The sequence below is a fragment of the Lysobacter sp. 05T417 genome (genome assembly GCF_056396405.1).
Window position 1 is genome coordinate 285372 of the sequence record NZ_JBFTLK010000003.1, and the last position, 18777, is coordinate 304148.

General features: G+C 68.6%; 15 protein-coding genes. 6 read left to right on the top strand and 9 right to left on the bottom strand.

Going from position 1 to position 18777, the window contains the following annotated elements:
* Window positions 1-125: 125 nt before the first annotated feature.
* From purL to xerD, 3 genes are all read right to left on the bottom strand, one after another.
* A complete protein-coding gene (gene purL / locus AC1DER_RS07285) occupies window positions 126-4037 on the bottom strand; it encodes a phosphoribosylformylglycinamidine synthase (protein WP_477246233.1) in 3912 nt (1303 codons plus the stop codon).
* A gap of 255 nt (window positions 4038-4292) precedes the next feature.
* Window positions 4293-5129, bottom strand: coding sequence for a DsbC family protein (locus AC1DER_RS07290; RefSeq protein WP_441816798.1), 837 nt, complete (start codon window positions 5127-5129; stop codon window positions 4293-4295).
* 156 nt (window positions 5130-5285) lie between these two features.
* Complete coding sequence (gene xerD, locus AC1DER_RS07295; RefSeq protein WP_477246236.1) at window positions 5286-6251, bottom strand: site-specific tyrosine recombinase XerD; 966 nt, start codon at window positions 6249-6251, stop codon at window positions 5286-5288.
* A 45-nt stretch (window positions 6252-6296) separates the two neighbouring features.
* On the opposite strand from xerD, the gene AC1DER_RS07300 reads away from it, so the two are divergent.
* On the top strand, window positions 6297-6794 hold the full coding sequence (locus AC1DER_RS07300) for an RDD family protein (RefSeq protein ID WP_477246238.1): 498 nt from the start codon (window positions 6297-6299) through the stop codon (window positions 6792-6794).
* A 6-nt stretch (window positions 6795-6800) separates the two neighbouring features.
* Here the strand turns inward: AC1DER_RS07300 and lptG are convergent, their stop codons facing one another.
* The gene (lptG, locus tag AC1DER_RS07305) at window positions 6801-7970 is read right to left on the bottom strand and encodes an LPS export ABC transporter permease LptG (RefSeq protein WP_477246259.1); all 1170 of its coding nucleotides are present in this window, start codon (window positions 7968-7970) and stop codon (window positions 6801-6803) included.
* Complete coding sequence (lptF, locus tag AC1DER_RS07310; protein WP_477246240.1) at window positions 7898-9004, bottom strand: LPS export ABC transporter permease LptF; 1107 nt, start codon at window positions 9002-9004, stop codon at window positions 7898-7900. Before lptF ends, lptG begins: the two co-directional genes overlap by 73 nt.
* 202 nt (window positions 9005-9206) lie before the next feature.
* Between lptF and AC1DER_RS07315 the strand changes: the two genes are divergently transcribed.
* From AC1DER_RS07315 to AC1DER_RS07325, 3 genes are all read left to right on the top strand, one after another.
* Window positions 9207-10682: a leucyl aminopeptidase gene (locus AC1DER_RS07315; protein ID WP_477246242.1), complete on the top strand. Its 1476-nt coding sequence runs from the start codon at window positions 9207-9209 to the stop codon at window positions 10680-10682.
* Window positions 10683-10686: 4 nt separating this feature from the next.
* Complete coding sequence (locus AC1DER_RS07320; RefSeq protein WP_441816803.1) at window positions 10687-11109, top strand: DNA polymerase III subunit chi; 423 nt, start codon at window positions 10687-10689, stop codon at window positions 11107-11109.
* A gap of 153 nt (window positions 11110-11262) precedes the next feature.
* The gene (locus tag AC1DER_RS07325) at window positions 11263-14055 is read left to right on the top strand and encodes a valine--tRNA ligase (protein ID WP_477246244.1); all 2793 of its coding nucleotides are present in this window, start codon (window positions 11263-11265) and stop codon (window positions 14053-14055) included.
* Window positions 14056-14077: 22 nt separating this feature from the next.
* Here the strand turns inward: AC1DER_RS07325 and AC1DER_RS07330 are convergent, their stop codons facing one another.
* From AC1DER_RS07330 to pssA, 4 genes are read right to left on the bottom strand one after another with little or no spacing between them, the layout of a single operon-like run.
* Window positions 14078-14575 (bottom strand): hypothetical protein, encoded by a 498-nt coding sequence (locus AC1DER_RS07330; protein ID WP_477246246.1) that lies wholly within the window; start codon window positions 14573-14575, stop codon window positions 14078-14080.
* 58 nt (window positions 14576-14633) lie between these two features.
* On the bottom strand, window positions 14634-15071 hold the full coding sequence (gene rimI, locus AC1DER_RS07335; protein WP_477246261.1) for a ribosomal protein S18-alanine N-acetyltransferase: 438 nt from the start codon (window positions 15069-15071) through the stop codon (window positions 14634-14636).
* 53 nt (window positions 15072-15124) lie between these two features.
* Window positions 15125-15553, bottom strand: a complete 429-nt coding sequence (locus tag AC1DER_RS07340; RefSeq protein ID WP_477357805.1) for an alanine acetyltransferase — start codon at window positions 15551-15553, stop codon at window positions 15125-15127.
* Window positions 15550-16326, bottom strand: a complete 777-nt coding sequence (gene pssA, locus AC1DER_RS07345) for a CDP-diacylglycerol--serine O-phosphatidyltransferase (protein WP_441816807.1) — start codon at window positions 16324-16326, stop codon at window positions 15550-15552. Before pssA ends, AC1DER_RS07340 begins: the two co-directional genes overlap by 4 nt.
* Window positions 16327-16408: 82 nt before the next feature.
* Between pssA and AC1DER_RS07350 the strand changes: the two genes are divergently transcribed.
* Window positions 16409-16819: a DUF4124 domain-containing protein gene (locus AC1DER_RS07350; RefSeq protein ID WP_477247086.1), complete on the top strand. Its 411-nt coding sequence runs from the start codon at window positions 16409-16411 to the stop codon at window positions 16817-16819.
* A gap of 95 nt (window positions 16820-16914) precedes the next feature.
* A complete protein-coding gene (locus tag AC1DER_RS07355) occupies window positions 16915-18627 on the top strand; it encodes a proline--tRNA ligase (protein WP_477247084.1) in 1713 nt (570 codons plus the stop codon).
* Window positions 18628-18777 lie beyond the last annotated feature (150 nt).

Sequence of the window (18777 nt, forward strand, 5' to 3'; positions counted from 1 at the left end):
GGCCATGGACTTTACGTCACATCCCGGCGCGGGCGAAGCCATGGCCTTGCCCGCAACGCGACTTGATCAGGCCGATTCCCCGCGCCTACCCCTCCCCGCCAGCGGGAGAGGGGCTCAGAGCGGCATCAGCCGACCCACACCCGGGCGTTGCGGAACATCCGCAGCCACGGCGAGTCCTCGCCCCACTCCGCCGGCGCCCAGCTGAGGTTGGCGCTGCGCAGGGTGCGCTCCGGATGCGGCATCAGGATGGTGGCGCGGCCGTCGTCGCTGGTCAGGCCGGTGATGCCGTCAGGCGAACCGTTCGGGTTGAGCGGGTAGCGCGTGGCGACCGCGCCGTTGCCGTCGACATAGCGCAACGAAACGTGCGCGGCGCTCTGGTCCAGGGCGCTGTCGAAGTCTGCGCGGCCTTCGCCGTGCGCGACCGCGACCGGGATGCGCGAGCCGGCCATGCCGCGGAAGAACAGCGATGGCGACTCGACCACTTCCAGCAGCCCCAGGCGCGCCTCGAACTGCTCGCTGGCATTGCGCAGGAACTTCGGCCAGTGGGTGGCGCCGGGGATGATCGGCTTGAGCTGCGACAGCATCTGGCAACCGTTGCACACGCCCAGCGAGAAGCTGTCCTCGCGCGCGAAGAACGCAGCGAAGGCGTCACGCAGCGCGCTGCGCTCGAGCACCGAGGTCGCCCAGCCGCGGCCGGCACCGAGCACGTCGCCGTAGCTGAAACCACCGCAGGCGGCGATGCCCTTGAAGTCGGCCAGCGAAACGCGACCGCCGATGAGGTCGCTCATGTGCACATCGAACGCCTCGAAGCCGGCGCGGTCGAATGCCGCCGCCATTTCGATCTGGCCGTTGACGCCCTGCTCGCGCAGGATCGCCACCTTCGGCCGTGCGCCGGTGTTGATGAACGGTGCAGCCACATCCTGCGACGGGTCGAACGACAGCCGCGTCTTCAGGCCCGGTGCGTTGAAGTCGCGCGCCAGGGCGCGCTCCTCGTCGGCACACTCGGGGTTGTCGCGCAGCTTCTGCAGGGCGTGGCTGGTCGACCACCAGGCGTCGAACAGCTCGTCCCAGCGCCATTCGGCCAGGGTCTGGCCTTCGTCGCGGACGCGGATCGCCGGCGCCGTGGTCGGGCGCGCGATGCGCTGCGCGCAGTCGATCAGTCCGTGGCGCGAGACCATGTCGGCGAAGATCGCGCGGTCCTCGTCGGCGACCTGCACGATCGCGCCGAGTTCCTCGTTGAACAGCGTGCGGAACGGGTCATGGCCCCAACCGTCGAGGGCGATGTCCAGGCCCAGCCGCGAGCAGAACGCCATCTCGCACAGCGCCGCCAGCGCACCGCCGTCGGAACGGTCGTGGTAGGCGCGCAACAGGCCGGCTTCGCGCGCATCGCGGATCAGCTCGAAGAAGTCGCGCAGGCGCTGCGGGTTGTCCAGGTCGGGCACGCCGAGTGCACCGGCGAAGGCCGGCAGCTGCGAGTCCTGCTTGCCGATGGCATCGGGGTGGCACTGCGCCAGCACCGAACCGCCCAGGCGCTGCTTGCCGGCGCCCAGGCCGATCAGCCACAGCTCCGACTCCTCGTTGCGGTCCAGCAGCGGGGTCAGCTGCTGGCGCACATCGACCACCGGCGCGAACGCGCTGACGATCAGCGACACCGGCGAGACCGACTTGGACTGCACGCCGTCGCTGTTCCACTGCGCCTGCATCGACAGCGAGTCCTTGCCGACCGGGATGCTCAGCTCCAGGTCCGGGCACAGCTCCATGCCGACGGCCTTGACCGCGTCGAACAGGCGCGCGTCCTCGCCGGCATGGCCGGCGGCGGCCATCCAGTTGGCCGACAGCTTGATGCGGTTGAGCGATTCGACCGGGGCCGCGCACAGGTTGGTGATCGCCTCGCCCACGGCCATGCGCGCAGCGGCGGCGGCGTCGATCAGGGCCAGCGGGGTGCGCTCGCCGATCGACATGGCCTCGCCGACGAAACCGTCGAAGCCCGACAGGGTGATGGCGCAGTCGGACATCGGCAGCTGCCACGGACCGATCATCTGGTCGCGCGCGGTCAGGCCGCCGACGGTGCGGTCGCCAATGGTGACGAGGAAGTTCTTGGAGGCGACCGACGGATGCGCGAGCACGCGCAGGGCCGCGTCGCGCAGTTCCAGGCCGTTCCAGTCCAGCGCCGGCCACGGCGCCGGCGGCGGACGGCGGGCGTCGCGGTGCATCTTCGGCGGCTTGCCGAACAGCACGTCCATCGGCAGGTCGATCGGCCAGTCATGTCCGGCTTCGCGCGCGTTCTCGCCGGTGGCGCCGTAGCCGACGACCAGGTGTTCCTCGGCGGTGGCATGCCCGACCACGGCGAACGGGCAGCGCTCGCGCTCGCAGATCTGCGCGAATTCCTCGACGCGGTCGGCGGGCAGGCCGAGCACATAGCGCTCCTGCGATTCGTTGCACCACAACTGCATCGGCGACAACGACGGATCGTCGCTGGGCACCTTGGCCAGGTCGATGATGCCGCCCAGGCCGGAGTCGTGCAGCAGCTCCGGGATCGCGTTCGACAAACCACCGGCGCCGACGTCGTGTGCGGTCGCGATCGGATTGTCGAGGCCGCGGGCGACGCAGCGGTCGAGCACTTCCTGGCAGCGACGCTCCATCTCCGGGTTGTCGCGCTGGACGCTGGCGAAATCGAGTTCTTCGTGGCTGTCGCCGGAGGCGACCGAACTGGCGGCGCCGCCGCCCAGGCCGATCAGCATCGCCGGGCCACCGAGCACGATCACCGCATCGCCCGGCTGCATGCCCAGCTTGGTGACCTGCACGCGGTCGATCGCGCCCAGGCCGCCGGCGAGCATGATCGGCTTGTCGTAGGCGCGCGCGTGCGTGCCTTCGTCGAGCTCGAAGCTGCGGAAGTAGCCGGTCAGGTTCGGGCGGCCGAACTCGTTGTTGAACGCGGCCGCGCCGATCGGGCCGTCGAGCATGATTTCCAGCGCCGAGGCCATGCGCGGGTTGAGCGAACGCTCGCGCTCCCACGGCTGCGGCAGGGTCGGGATGCGCAGGTGCGAGACGCTGAAACCGCACAGGCCGGCCTTGGGACGGCCACCGCGGCCGGTGGCGCCTTCGTCGCGGATCTCGCCGCCGTTGCCGGTCGACGCGCCGGGGAACGGGGCGATCGCGGTCGGGTGGTTGTGCGTCTCGACCTTGATCGCGAACGCCGAGTCGACCTGCGCTTCGGCGCGGTAACCCTTCGTGACCGGATCGGGACGGAAGCGACGGCTGGCGTAGCCTTCGACGACCGCCGCGTTGTCGCTGTACGCCGAGAGCGTGTGCTCGGGCGTGGTGGCGTGGGTGTGCTTGATCATCTTGAACAGCGATTGCTGCTGTTCCGCACCGTCGAGCGTCCACGACGCGTTGAAGATCTTGTGCCGGCAGTGCTCGGAGTTCGCCTGCGCGAACATCATCAGCTCGACGTCGGCCGGCTCGCGGCCGAGCACGTTGAAGCGCTCGCGCAGGTAGGCGATCTCGTCCTCGGCCAGGGCCAGGCCGAGGCGGATGTTGGCGTTTTCCAGGTCGGCCAGCGCAATGCGCTCGAGCTGGCCGCGCGCGGGCGTGGTGAACAGCGCCGCGGCGTCGTCGCGCGCGTCCAGCAGTGACTGCGTCATCGGATCGTGCAGGACCTTGGCCAATGCGCCCTGGCTGGCGGCATCGGTCGGCCATCCGGTCAGGTCGTAGCGGGTGCCGCGTTCGACGCGCTTGACCGGCAGGCCGGCGCCGCGCAGCAGCTCGGTCGCCTTGCTTGCCCAGGGCGACAGCGTGCCCAGGCGCGGCGTGACGAAACGGGAGACAGCACCGTCCGCGCGCGCAGCCTCGCCCGGCTCGGCCTGGAGGATGCGGCGCAGGGCTTCTGCGTCAGGCGCCGCACCGGTCTCGGGCTCGACCCAGTAGACGGGCCAGGCACCAAGGATTCGGACAGACGGATGGAGGGCTTGCAGGCGGGCTTGGAGCCGCTCGCGGCGGAACGGCGACAGGGCGGATGCGCCCTCGAGGACGATCATGTCCGGGGAACCGTGCAACGTCGGGCCCGACATTGTAGCGAAGAGGCCGCTGCCCCGCCTGTTTTCGAGTCTGGCGCGAACCGGCCCGGATCGATCGGCGACTGGAAGCGGCTCGCGCCACGTGCGGAATGAGCCGCGAAACCCACTGGCAGCAGGCGTTGCGCACGCTGCGCAGGGGACCGGGCCGGCGGCCGCGGCCCCCATAACCGGACCTTGGCGGACCGGACCGGAGCGGTCCGGACCGGTCCGTAACGGTCAGGCGCCGGGCTTGACCGCCGTCGCGTGGCTGGCCTGCTCGGCCGCCAGCTTGTCGAGGGCTTCGCGCAGTGCCGCCGGCGGGATGTAACCGCCCAGCTGGACACCTTCGCTGCTGAGGATCATCGGCGTGCCGGTCAGGCCGACGCGCTGGCCGACGTCGTACTGCATGTTCACCGTGCTCTTGCAGTTGCTATACGGCGGGATGCGGTCGTTCTTGGCATCGGTGAGCGCCTTGCGCCGGTCCGGCGCGCACCACACCGCCACCATCTTCTTGTAGTCGTCGCTGCCCAGGCCCATGCGCGGGAACGCCAGGTACTGGATGGCGATGCCCTGGCGGTTGTACTCGGCGATCTCGCTGTGCAGCTTGCGGCAGTAACCGCACTCCACGTCGGTGAAGACCGCCACGGTGTACTTGGGCTTGGCCGGGGCGAACACGATGCGCTCGCTGACCGGAATGGTGTCGAGCAGCTGCTTGCGCACCGCCGCCATCGAGTCTTCGCTCAGGTTCTTCCTGGAGTTGACGTCGAACAGGGCGCCGCCGGAACCCGGCAGGAACAGGTACTTGCCGTCATCGCTGACATAGACCACCTGCCCGGCCACGATCGCTTCGCGAAAGCCCGGCAGCGGCGCCGCGCCGACGCGGTCGACCTCGACCCGCGGGTTGAGCAGCCGCACCGCTTCGACGGCCCGCGCATCGGCGGTGCCGGCCTTGGGCTTGGCGGCGACGGCCATTGCCGGCTTGGCGCTGCCTGGCGCCTGCGCCGCGCCACCGGGCGCTTGGGCACAGGCGGAAAGGCTCAGGGCGCCGAGCGCGGCAAGGAGGATTCGCTTCATGTGGGATTCCTGACAGGGGCGCCGGTCGACGGCCCGCGTGGTGGGGGATGCCCCGGATTGTGGCATGAGACCCCGGCGCGGCCAGTGCCCTTGGTCCCGCTACCGTTCACCTTCGCGGCCCGCGGGCCTTGCCGGATGAGCTCCCACGCCGGCGAGCTACCCGCGCGGGTGATGGCGCGAATGCAACTGCTTGAGCTGCTCGCGCGCGACCAGCGTGTAGATCTGGGTCGTCGACAGCGAGCTGTGGCCGAGCAGCATCTGCAGCGCGCGCAGGTCGGCGCCGTGGTTGAGCAGGTGCGTGGCGAAACTGTGGCGAAGGCCGTGCGGACTGATCCGGGCCGGGTCGATGCCGGCGAATCCGGCATAGCGCTTGACCAGCACCCAGAACTGCTGCCGCGTCGGCGCGACCCCGCCGGCAGTCAGGAACAGCGGCGCCAACGCGCGCTTGGCGGCCAGTTGCGGCCGGGCGCTGGCGAGGTAGCGCTCGAGCCAGTGCTGCGCCTCCTCGCCCAGCGGCACCAGGCGCTCCTTGCTGCCCTTGCCCATCACCCGCAGCACGCCCTGGCGCAGGTTGACCGCGGTTGCCGGCAGGTTGACCAGTTCGCTGACACGCAGGCCCGCGGCGTACATCAACTCGAGCATCGCGCGATCGCGCAGGCCATTGGGGTCTTCGATGTCGGGCGCGGCCAGCAGGGCTTCGATCTGGCTCTCGGCCAGCGCCTTGGGCAGCGAGCGCGGCAGCTTCGGGGGCTCCAGCAGCGCGGTCGGATCGTCGGCCCGTTCACCGCGCCGCACCTGCCAGGCGTAGAACGCGCGCAGCGCCGACAGCAACCGGGCATTGCTGCGCGGCGAATAGCCGAGCTGGGCGCGCCAGGCGAGGTAATCGAACAGGGTGGCACGGTCGGCACCGGCGAGACCGCCAACTCGGCCGTCGCGCCAGCGCGCGAGCAGCTCCAGGTCGCGGCGGTAACTGTCGAGCGACGGCTGGGCCAGGCCGTTCTCGGCCCAGATCGCATCGATGAACGCCGCGATGACATTGCCGTCGCCATCGCGCAGTTGCGGCAATGCCATCGCCACGCCGCGGCGATGCGCGGGTGTCGATGCGGGCGTTCGTGCACTCATGCACGCAGCTTAGCGGCCGGCCAGCGCAGCGGCTATCCTGATGCGATGGCATCGCCCTCCTCCGAACCCCATTCCGCTGCGCCCGCGGCACCCTCCGCGCCCGCCGCCCTGATCGGCTGGCGCCTGCTGGCGCTGTTCTACGACCTGTGGCCAGTGGTGGCGCTGTGGATGCTGGCGTCGGCGATCTTCACCTTCGCCTACACGGCCAGTGGCCACGACAGCCACGAGAACATCGCGCCCTTCAGTGCGCTGCAGTGGTTGCTGTGGCTGGTGTGCTGGCTGATCGGCGCCGCCTACTCGGTGCTGAGCTGGCGGCGCGGTGGACAGACGCTGGGCATGCGCCCGTGGCGGTTGCAGGTCATCGCCGACGGTGGCGGAGCCCCGGGTTGGCGCGCGCTGCTGACGCGTTACGCGGTCGGCACGGTCTCGCTGCTGCTCGCCGGCCTGGGCTTCTGGTGGGCGTGGTTCGATCGCGATCGCCTGACCTGGCACGACCGCGCAAGCCGCACGCGCATGGTGCGGCTGCCCAAGCGACCGAAGTAAGGCGCGTCAGCCGCTGCGTTTCTTGAACAGGAACGCCGACACGCCGAGCATGATCAGGGTCGGCGCCAGGTAGGCGATGCGGTAGTCGAACCTGTACACCGTCGCCAGCTTCACGAACTGGGTCTGCAGCAACCAGAAGCCCAGTGCGAACACGATCCCGATGAACAAGCGCTTGCCCATGCCGCCGCTGCGCAGCGTGCCGAATGCGAAGGGCACAGCCGCCAGGCACAGCGCAAGCACGTTGATCGGATAGAACCAGCGGCCCCAGTAGTGTTCCTCGAACTCCGAGGCATCCAGGCCATTGCGGCGGCGATACTCGATCGCGGTGCGCAGATCCATCGCCGACAGATAACGCGGCCGCTCGGTGCCGGCCGACAGCGCGGCCGCGTCGAGCTGCGACTGCCAGCGCTCCAGTGCGACATGCTCGCGCCGCACCGAACGGGCATCGAAATGGGTGCGGGTCACGTCGCGCAGCAGCCAGCCGCCGGGGCGATGCTCGGCCGTCTTGACGAATGCCAGCGAGTTCAGGCGACCGTCGTCCGCGAACTGGTAAAGGGTGACGTCGCGCAGCTCAAGCCACTGATCACCATTGCGCTCGCGCTCTTCGCCGCCTTGGGCATTGAGGATGGTTTCGCCCTCGCGCGCCCACAGGCCGCTGTACTGCGCGACCACCGCGTTGCCGGACTTCGCCGCCGATTTGAGCGAATCGGCGCGCTGCTGGGTCCACGGCGACACGCTTTCGCCACTGAACACCATCAATGCGGTCAGGATCGCCAGCGCACCGGCAACGGCCAGGCCGAGGCGGCGGCGCGACAGGCCGACCGCACGCAATGCGGTCAGCTCCGACGTCGCAGCAAGCTGCCCCAGCGCCATCAGCGAGCCGATCACCGCCGAATAGGGGAACAGGTAATACATGCGTCGAGGTACGCTCAGGCCGATATAGGCAAACGCCTCGACGATGCCGTACTTGCCTTTGCCGATGTCGCCGAACTCGCTCACCAGCGCCAGCATCACGTCGAGGCCGCCGAGAACGGCCCAGGCCAGCAGCACCGTGCCGAGCACAGTCTTGCCCACATAAATGTCATGGATCCGCGGCATCAGCCTCATGACCTCAGCCTCGAGGTGGCGAACGCCTGCCTCGGTCGCCCGAGTCGCCCATCGGTGAAGTACATCCAGGTGGCAATGGCCATGATCGGCAAAACAAGCCACCACAAGCCGAGCCAGCTGGCAACCTTGCCGCTCTCCAACCAGCCTACCCCCGCCGTCATCAGGTTCTGCCCGATCAGGAAGGCCAGGAATCCAATGAGGATCCGCCCGTAGCGCGCCTGGCGCGGCATGCTGCGCGCCAGCGGTACCGCCATCAGCGCGAATGCCAGCGCCAGCAGCGGCGGCGCAATCCGGTAGTGCAGCTGCGCCCGGGCCTCGCGACGGCTGTCGCCGAGCAGGGCCAGGGTCGACTGCATCTCCGGCGCATCGGGGTCGAACTTCAGTTCGTTGGCCGGCAGCAGGATCTCGTTGCTGGCATAGCGCAGCAGGCGGAAATCCTTGGCGCCGGCGCGAGCGCCCTCGATCTGGAAGCCGCCCGACAGCGTCAGGTAGCGGTTCCCGGCGGCATCGATCGTCAGCTCGCCGGTGTTCGACGTGGTCACGTCGATCCGGCCCTCGCCGGCGTCGCGGTAGACGAACACGCGCTGCAGCTGGTGGCCGTCCTTGGACATGTTGGCCACATAGATCACCCCGCGGCCATTGGGGATGCCAACGAAGGCCCCCGGCTCGAGCCCGGCCATCAGCAGGTTGCGGTTGGCGTCGTTGATCATCTGCTTGGACAGGCGGTCCGCCCACGGCCCCAGCCACAGCGAGCAGGCCGCCACCACCAGCACCAGCGGCCCGACCACCAGCATCAAGGGCTTGAGCATCCGCCGCGGGCCGACGCCAATGGAGGCGATGACCGGCATCTCCGAGTCCCGGTAGAGGCGGCCGACGCCCATCATCAGGCCCAGCATCAGGGCCAGGGGCAGGATCAGCGGCAGCCACTTGATCAGCACCAGGCCCAGCTGGGCCAGCATCAGGCCGGCCGGGACCCGGCCGCGGGCGATGTCCTGGAGGACGTCGGTGAAAGCCCCGCCCACCGTGACGATCAGCAATACCACCAGGGTGGCGAAGATCGCCTGGGAGAATTCGCTCAGCAGGTAACGGTCAAGCTTGGGCATCGATTTTGGCTTCGGGGCGGCTTGATCTGGGAAGTTGATCTAAAATCGGGGGAATTCGTCCGAGGGCGTGAGGTGGCTGCGCGAAGCGCGGCCGGGGACATTGCATCCCCCTCACAGCCGCTCGATTGTACGGAGTTTGGTTGTACGTCTGCCCACGTTTCTGGCCAGGCTCCATTTTTGTCTGCTTTTGGGAATCTGTTGGATGGCCCTCGAATTCGACCTGAACCGCGACGCGCCTGCCGCCGCTCACACTGACTGCGTTGTCGTCGGCGCCTTTGCCGACAACAGCCTCACGCCCGCGGCCAAGGCCGTGGACGAGGCCAGCGGCGGCCGCCTGGCTGCCCTGCTCGAGCGCGGCGACGCCAGTGGCAAGACCGGCAAGACCGCCCTGCTTTACGACCTGCCGGGTGTCAGCGCGCCGCGCGTGCTGGTGATCGGCCTGGGCGACGCCGGCAAGTTCGGCGTGCCGCAATACCTCAAGGCCGCCGGCGACGCCGCCCGCGCCCTGCGCAACGGCCCGGTCGCCAATGCCTTGTTCACCCTGTCGGAAGTGCCGGTCGCCGGCCGCGACAGCGCCTGGGCGATCCGCCAGGCCGCGATCGCCGCCGACCACGCCTGCTACCGCTACACGGCCACGCTCGGCACCAGCAAGAAGAAGGAAGAGCCCGGGCTGCGCAAGCTTTCGATCCTGGGCGACGACGCGGTCGCCCTGGCACAGGGCCAGGCCATCGCCGCCGGCGTGCAGTTCTCGCGCGAGCTGGGCAACCTGCCGCCGAACGTCTGCAACCCGGCCTACCTGGCGCAGCAGGCGCAGGAGTTCGCCGGCCGCTTCGAGACCACTTCGTGCGACGTGCTCGACGTGGCGCAGATGACCGAACTGGGCATGGGCTCGCTGCTCGCGGTCGGCCGCGGCTCGGCCAACCCGCCCAAGCTCATCGTCCTCAAGTACAGCAACGGCGGCGACGCCAAGCCCTATGTGCTGGTCGGCAAGGGCATCACCTTCGACACCGGCGGCATCAACCTCAAGACCCAGGGCGGCATCGAGGAGATGAAGTACGACATGTGCGGTGGCGCCACCGTCATGGGCACGTTCGTCGCGGCCGTCGGCATGCAGTTGCCGGTCAACCTGGTGGTGATCGTGCCGGCGGTGGAGAACATGCCCGACGCCGATGCCTACCGTCCGTCCGACGTGCTCACCAGCATGTCCGGCAAGACCATCGAAGTGGGCAATACCGACGCCGAAGGCCGCCTGATCCTGTGCGACGCGCTGACCTACGCGCAGCGTTTCGAGCCGCAGGCGCTGGTCGACGTGGCCACGCTCACCGGCGCCTGCATGGTCGCCCTGGGCAAGTTCGCCTCGGGCCTGATGAGCAAGCACGACGACCTCGCCGCCGAACTGCTCGATGCCGGCGAGAACGTGTTCGACCGCGCCTGGCGCCTGCCACTGTGGGACGAGTACCAGACCCTGCTGGAGTCGAGCTTCGCCGACGTTTACAACATCGGCGGCCGCTGGGCCGGCGCGATCACCGCAGGCTGCTTCCTCGGCCGCTTCACCGAAGGCCAGCGCTGGGCGCACCTGGACATCGCCGGCAGCGCGTCGGATGAAGGCAAGCGCGGCATGGCCACCGGTCGCCCGGTCGGCCTGCTGAGCCAGTGGCTGCTGGACCGGGCGGCCTGAGCGCGTGGCGCGCGCGGACTTTTACCTGATCCAGAAAGAGCGGTTCCGCGAGGAACCGCTGCTGCTGGTGTGCGAACTCGCGCGCAAGGCGCATGACGCCAACCTGTGGACGCTGGTGCTGGTGCGCGACGACGAGCAGGCAGAGCGCCTGGACGAGTTGTTGTGGGAGTTCGACGAGAACGCCTACATCCCGCACCAGGTCGCCGGCGACGACGAGGACGAACTGGCGCCGGTGTTGATCGCCACGCCCGATTCGGACACGCCGTTGCGGCCGGTGGTGATCAACCTGCGCGACGAGCCGGTGGCGGGCAGCTTCGAGCGTGTGCTCGAAGTGGTTCCGGCCGACGACTCGGCGCGCGGCCCCCTGCGCGAACGCTGGAAGCAGTACCAGGCGCGCGGACTGGATCTGAAAAAGCACGACATGTAGTTCCCCGTCATCGCAGCAACCCGTCATCCCCGCGCAGGCGGGGACCCAGCGACTTCGATGCTCCACGCAACGAACGCGCACGACGGTAAACCCAACGACGCTGGGTTCCCGCCTTCGCGGGAATGACGGCAAGAGAAGAAGCAATAAAAGCACATGACCGACACCCTCGCCTCCAGCTACGACCCCAAGCAGTTCGAAACCCGCCTGTACGAAGCGTGGGAGCGCAGCGGTGTATTCAAGCCCAGCGGCAAGGGCGAGCCCTATACCATCCTGCTGCCGCCGCCGAACGTCACCGGCACGCTGCACATGGGCCACGCCTTCCAGCACACGCTGCAGGACGCGCTGATCCGCTACCACCGCATGCGTGGCTACGACACGCTGTGGCAGATGGGCACCGACCACGCCGGCATCGCCACCGAGATGGTGGTGGCGCGCAACCTCGGCCGTGACGGCCTGACCCGCGACGATCTCGGCCGTGACGGCTTCATCGAGAAAGTGTGGGAGTGGAAGCAGCAATCGGGCGACACCATCGAGCGGCAGATGCGCCGCCTGGGCACGTCCGGCGACTGGTCGCGCAGCGTCTTCACGATGGACCCGATGGCCGCGCAGGCGGTGATCGAGGCGTTCGTGCGCCTGTTCGATGATGGCCTGATCTACCGTGGCCAGCGCCTGGTCAACTGGGATCCGGTGCTGAAGACGGCGATCTCCGACCTTGAAGTCGTCAACGAAGAGGAAGACGGCTTCCTGTGGTCGATCAGCTACCCGCTGAGCGACGGCAGCGGCGAACTGGTGGTTGCGACCACGCGCCCGGAAACGATGCTCGGCGACGTCGCGGTGATGGTGCATCCGCTCGACGAGCGCTACACCCACCTGATCGGCAAGACGGTCAGGTTGCCGCTGAGCGATCGCGAGATCCCGATCATCGCCGACGACTACGTCGACCGCGAGTTCGGCACCGGCGTGGTCAAGGTCACGCCCGCGCATGACTTCAACGACTATGCCGTCGGCCAGCGTCATGGCCTGGCGCTGATCAACATCTTCACCCGCGTCGCTGCGATCAACGATAACGCACCCGAGGAGTACCGCGGCCTCGACCGCTACGAAGCACGCAAGGTCGTGCTCGCCGACCTGGAGGCCGCCGGCCGCCTGGTCGAGACCAAGCCGCACAAACTGCAGGTGCCGCGCGGCGATCGCACCGGCCAGGTGATCGAGCCGTACCTGACCGACCAGTGGTTCGTGAAGATGGACGGCCTGGCCGCGCGCGGTCTCGAACTCGTCGGGGGTATTGATGGAAAGCCCGGAGACGTCAAGCTCGTCCCCGGCAACTGGATCAACACCTATCGCCACTGGATGGAGAACATCCAGGACTGGTGCATCAGCCGCCAGTTGTGGTGGGGCCACCGCATCCCGGCGTGGTACGACGACGAAGGCAACATCTTCGTCGGCCGCAACGAGGACGAGGTTCGCGAACGCCACTCTCTCGACCACACCGTCACCCTGTCGCAGGACAGCGACGTGCTGGAAACATGGTTCTCCTCGCAACTGTGGCCGTTCAGCACGATGGGCTGGCCGGACGAGCAGGCGATGGCCGAACGCGGCTTCGACCGCTACGTGCCGTCGAGCGTGCTGGTCACCGGCTTCGACATCATCTTCTTCTGGGTCGCGCGCATGATCATGGCGACCGACCATTTCACCGGTCGCGTGCCGTTCAAGGACGTCTACATCACCGGCCTGATCCGCGATTCCCATGGCCAGAAGATGTCCAAGTCGAAGGGCAACGTCCTCGATCCGCTCGACCTGATCGACGGCATCTCGCTGGAAGACCTGCTGGCCAAGCGCACCGACGGCCTGATGCAGCCGAAGATGGCGGAGAAGATCGAGAAGGCCACGCGCAAGGAATTCCCGGACGGCATCCCGGCGTTCGGCGCCGACGCGCTGCGCTTCACCATCGCCGCGCTCGCCACCCATGGCCGCGACATCAAGTTCGACCTCGGTCGCGCCGAGGGCTACAAGAACTTCTGCAACAAGCTGTGGAACGCCACGCGCTTCGTGCTGATGAACACCGAGGGCGCCAGCTTCACCGGCGTGCCGCAGCCGAAGACCGACCCGGAGCGCTGGATCCTCTCGCGCCTGGCCAAGGTGTCCGCCGAGGCCGAGACCCACTTCGCCAGCTACCGCTTCGACCTGCTCGCGCAGGCGCTGTACGAGTTTGCCTGGAACGAGTTCTGTGACTGGTTCGTCGAGCTGTCCAAGCCGGCGCTGCAGGGGGATGACGCCGCCGCGGCCGACAGCACCCGTCACACCCTGCTGTTCGTGCTCGAGCGACTGCTCTGTCTGCTGCACCCGCTGGTGCCGTTCGTGAGCGAGGAGCTGTGGCAGCAGATCGGCCCGAAGCTCGGCCTGGCCGACACCACCATCATGGTTCGCCCGTACCCGCAGGCCGCCGATTTCGGCGGGCAGGACAACGCCGGCGCCGAAGCCGACGTCGAGTGGCTGATGGCCATGGTCAGCGCGCTGCGCAAGATCCGCAGCGAACTCAACGTGGCGCCGTCGAAGACGATTCCGTTGCTGATTGCCGGTTGCACCGACGCTGATCGCAACCGCGTCGCGCGCTTCGACTCGCAGCTGCGTTTCCTGAACAAGCTGGACGCGATCACCATCCTCGACGATGCCAACGCCGCGCCCGCCGCCGCGACTGCGCTGGTTGGCGAGCTCAAGCTGCTGGTACCGCTGGAAGGCCTGGTGGACCTCGATGCCGAGCGCACGCGCCTGGACAAGGAGATCAAGCGCGTCGACGGCGAAATCGGCAAGTGCCACAACAAGCTGGCCAGCGAAACCTTCGTTGCCAACGCACCGCCGGCCGTGGTCGAACAGGAGCGCAAGCGACTGGCCGACTGGAACCTGCAGCGCGAGGCACTGGCGTCGCAGCGGGCCAAGCTGGGCTGATTGCGGTCTCGGGGGCGGTAACTCAGCCGCCCTCGAATGCTTCGCGCGATGTCGCGTTGACCGCTTTCTCGCTGCGCGAGCGCTCTCGCAGATCAGCGACCGATACCGGCATGAGCGGGCATTTCGCCATGGCTTCCGGCGTGAGCCGGATCGCGCCGCCGCTGAGCTTCACGTACACAGGCTCGCGACTGCGCTTGCCCTTGAGGGTGAAGTAGACACCCTGGTGCTGACGCAGGACCACCGCGTTGGCGCCCCTGGCCTGGGCAGCTTCGGCGAGCCTGGCCATGGCGCGACCGTAATCGACCGTGGGCACGTTGGGATCCATGGTGGTTTCACTGACGCGCTGGCCCAGTGTGATCTCGACCGAACCGAGCTTGTCGTAGTCGCATCCGGGCGATTCCCAGACCACCGGTACGACCGGTGCGACTTCCCCCGCATTCGCGGATACAGAAGGCAGCACGGACGGCAACACCGCCATCAGCGTGATGACCAACAACGACGAGCGCGACTGCAGACGCATGCTTGCTCCTTGTCCCCGACTCCTACCCCCTTCCGCAGTGCCGACGCAGCTGCGGTCCCTACATCTGCGGCGGCAACAGCTCGATCGCCATGACCAGCGCATCCTCGCGACCATCGCGCGCCGGATAGTAGCGCGGGCGCCGGCCGATCTCGTTGAAGCCTTCGGAGTGGTACAGCGCGATGGCGCCGGCGTTGGACGGCCGCACTTCCAGGAACACGCGCTCGGCGCCGCGGCCCCGGGCGACATGCATCATCGCCCGCAGCAGATGGCGGCCATGGCCGCGCCCTTGTGCGGCTGGATCGATGCAGATGTTGAGCACGTGCGCCTCGCCAGCCGCGATGCTCATCAGGAAATAACCGACGATCTGGCCGCCCTGCTGCAGTAGCCAGGCCGGGTAATCGGCGCGCAGGCAGTCGCGGAAGATGCCGATCGTCCACGGAAATTCGTAGGCGCGTATCTCGACCGCGTGCACGGCGTCGAGATCGTCCTCACGCATGGGCCGCAATGCGCCGGCGGGCGACGCCTGGCCGGTATCGACGGCCAGCGCGCTCACGCCACACCACCCCGTCGCCGCAGGGCGCGCAGGTTCGGCCAAAGCGCGCGCTTGGCCGCGGCGTTGCCGCGCAGGGCCGCCGGATCGGGAACCAGCGCGGCGACGTCGGCATCGCCACTTTGCCGCCCAGCCGCACGCAATACGGCAGCCAGCAGCCGGTCGCCGCCCGCTGCCGGGCGCGGAGCCGGTCGCGCCTGCGGCGCGGCCTCGCCTCTCGCCGGTCGGGCCTGAGGCGCGGCGGCCTCACCGCGGAGCAGTGCCGCCGCTTCGCGCCGGGCCCTGTCGGGACCGTTCCCGGGGCGGCTGGCCACCTCGGGTGCGGCCTCTACTGCGGCCTCGATCGACTGCGCGCCGCCAAGTGCCCACACCTGGTGACCCATGGCCTGCAGCCACTCGCGCTGCTGCGACGTCCATAGCGCGCTCATGTGCCGGCCTCGACCGCGGCCGGGCGCCGCATCCGGCGGAAAGCGACGTAGCCCGGGCCGGACAGCGCATACAGGGCGCCGATCACCAGCAGCACCCGCGGCGGATCGATGGCAATGGCCACCAGCACGGCCAGCACCACGATGATCGCCAGGAACGGCACCCGGTCATGCTTGGGGCCGCCGCCCTTGAAGCTGAAATAACGCATCCGGCTGACCATCAGCAAGCCGGCGACCACGGTCACCGCGAGCGCGGCGTAACGCAATTGCTCGCCGCTGAAACCCATGTCGTCGCAGGTCCAGACGAAGCTGGCGACCAGCCCCGCCGCCGCCGGGCTGGCCAGGCCGATGAACCAGCGCTTGTCGACCTGGCCGACCTGGGAATTGAAGCGCGCCAGCCGCAGCGCCGCGCACGCGGCATACAGAAACGCCGCAACCCAGCCGATCTTGCCGGGAATGGGCCCGTCGAGCCGGGTCGCCGCCAGCGCCCAGTGGTACATCACCAGCGCCGGGGCCAGGCCGAAGCTGACCAGATCGGCCAGCGAGTCGTACTGCACCCCGAACTCGCTCTGGGTGTTGGTCAGGCGCGCCACCCGGCCGTCGAGGCCGTCGAGGATGCCAGCGACGAACACCGCGATGCAGGCGTCGTCGAAACGGCCCTGGGTCGCGGCGATGATCGCGTAGAAGCCTGCGAACAGGCCGCCGGTGGTAAAAAGGTTCGGCAGCAGGTAGATGCCGCGACCGCGCGGTCGCGGGGTTTGTTGCAATTCGTCCATATTTGGAAGTGTAGCGCTTGCCTGCGCCCCGGCGCGGTGATGCAATCGGACCTTCTCCCGCTCCCAACCGCCTGGAGCCACCATGCCCCGCCAGCCCTTCCGTCTGCTGCCCGGCCTTCTTGCCGGCCTGTGCCTGGTCGTCGCCCTGCCCGCTTCGGCGGCCAAGGTCTACCAGTGGAAAGACGCCCAGGGCGTCACCCACTACACCGATGCCCCGCCGGCGGGCCAGGAATACAAGAACCGCGGCCAGCACGAAGACACCAGCAAGCCGGCCGCACCCACGGCCGCCAAGCCGGTGGTGAACGCCAACTGCAGCAACGCGCGCAGCAACCTGGCGGTGCTCGAGGGGACCAACCCGGTCGGCATCGACGAGGACAAGGACGGCAAGCCCGACCGCAACCTCAGCGACAGCGAACGCGCCAATCGCACCGACCTGGCGCACGCGCAGATCAAGACCTATTGCGAGGGCGGCGCGGTGGCCAGCGGCGGCTGACCGGCTTTCGACGGGGCCGCATTCCGACCGTCTCGCCGACCAGGCTGGCCGGCGCATGGCAAAATGGCCGCTTCCCTACGTCTGAAGCCGAGCCAATGCGCCTGTCGCAGTTCCACCTCCACACCAGCAAGGAAACGCCCGCCGAGGCCGAGATCGTCAGCCACAAGCTGATGCTGAAGGCCGGCATGATCCGCAAGCTTGCCGCCGGCCTGTACACCTGGTCGCCGCTGGGGCTGCGCGTGCTGCGCAAGGTCGAGCGTGCCGTGCGCGAGGAAATGAACGCCGCCGGCGCGATCGAAGTGCTGATGCCGTCGGTGCAGCCCAGGGAGCTGTGGGAAGAAACCGGTCGCTGGGAGAAGTTCGGCGGCCAGCTGCTGAAGATCCAGGACCGCAAGGAAGCCTGGTACTGCTACGGCCCCACGCATGAGGAAGTCATCACCGACTTCGCGCGCCAGGAGCTGTCGAGCTACAAGCAGCTGCCGGTCAACTTCTACCAGATCCAGACCAAGTTCCGCGACGAGATCCGCCCGCGCTTCGGCGTGATGCGCGCGCGCGAGTTCCTGATGAAGGACGCCTACTCCTTCCACCTCAGCGACGAGGACCTGGGGGTCGAGTACAAGAACATGTACGACACCTACGGCCGCATCTTCACCCGCCTGGGCCTGAAGTTCCGCGCGGTCTCGGCCGATTCGGGCGCCATCGGCGGCGCCGTCTCGCACGAGTTCCACGTGCTCGCCGATTCGGGCGAGGACGCGCTCGCCTTCCACAGTGGCTCGGATTACGCCGCCAACGTCGAGCTGGCCGAAGCCGCATCGCCGGGGCCGCGCGCCGTCGCTGGCGAAGCCATGCGCAAGGTGGACACGCCGACGCAGAAGACCTGCGAGGACGTCGCCGCGCTGATGGGCATCCCTCTGCAGCGCACGGTCAAGTCGGTGGCGATCATCGGCTCCGATGGCGAGGGCAATGCCCGGTTCGTACTGGCGCTGGTCCGCGGCGACCACGTCGTCAACGAGATCAAGCTGTCGAAGCTGCCGGGCCTGGCCGAGTACCGTCTGGCCACCGAAGCGGAGATCGTCCATCACCTGGGCAGCGAACCGGGATTCCTCGGTCCGGTCGCTCCGCGCCAGGCCATCCGCGTGATCGCCGACCGCAGCGTCGCGGCGATGGCGGACTTCGTGGTGGGCGCCAACGAGGCCGGCTATCACCTGGCCGGCGTCAACTGGGGCCGCGACCTGCCCGAACCGGAGACAGTTGCCGACATCCGCAACGTGGTCGAGGGCGACATCGCCCCGGACGGCCAGGGCACGATCGGCCTGGCGCGCGGCATCGAGGTCGGCCATGTCTTCCAGCTCGGCCGCAAGTACGCCGAAGCGATGAAGCTGACCGTGCTCGACGCCAACGGCAAGGCGGCCACGCCGGCCATGGGCTGCTACGGCATCGGCGTGTCGCGGATCGTGGCTGCCGCGGTCGAACAGAACAATGACGACAACGGCATCATCTGGCCCGAGGCGATGGCGCCGTGGCAGGCGGTGGTGTGCATGATCAACCCCAAGGGCGATGCCGCCGTCACCGAAGCGGCGCAGAACCTGTACGCCGAGCTCAACGCGGCCGGGATCGAAACCGCGCTCGACGACCGTGGCCTGCGCCCGGGCGCGATGTTTGCCGACATGGAACTGATCGGCATCCCGCACCGGATCGTCGTATCCGAGCGCGGCCTGGCGGCCGGTACGTTCGAGTACCGCCACCGTCGTGCCAGCGAGGCCGAGAATCTCGACCGGGCCGGCGTCTTCGCCAAGTTCGGCAAGTAATCTGGCACCTCCGGCGCGGGCACAACGGCCGCGCCGGATAATCCTGGATATTCGCCTGATTTACTCGGCGGGCGGCGCGGGATTATGATCCTGCGCTGCCTGCACGGATTCGGCTGTCTCGCCGATATTCCGGGCCCGCCCGATCACCGG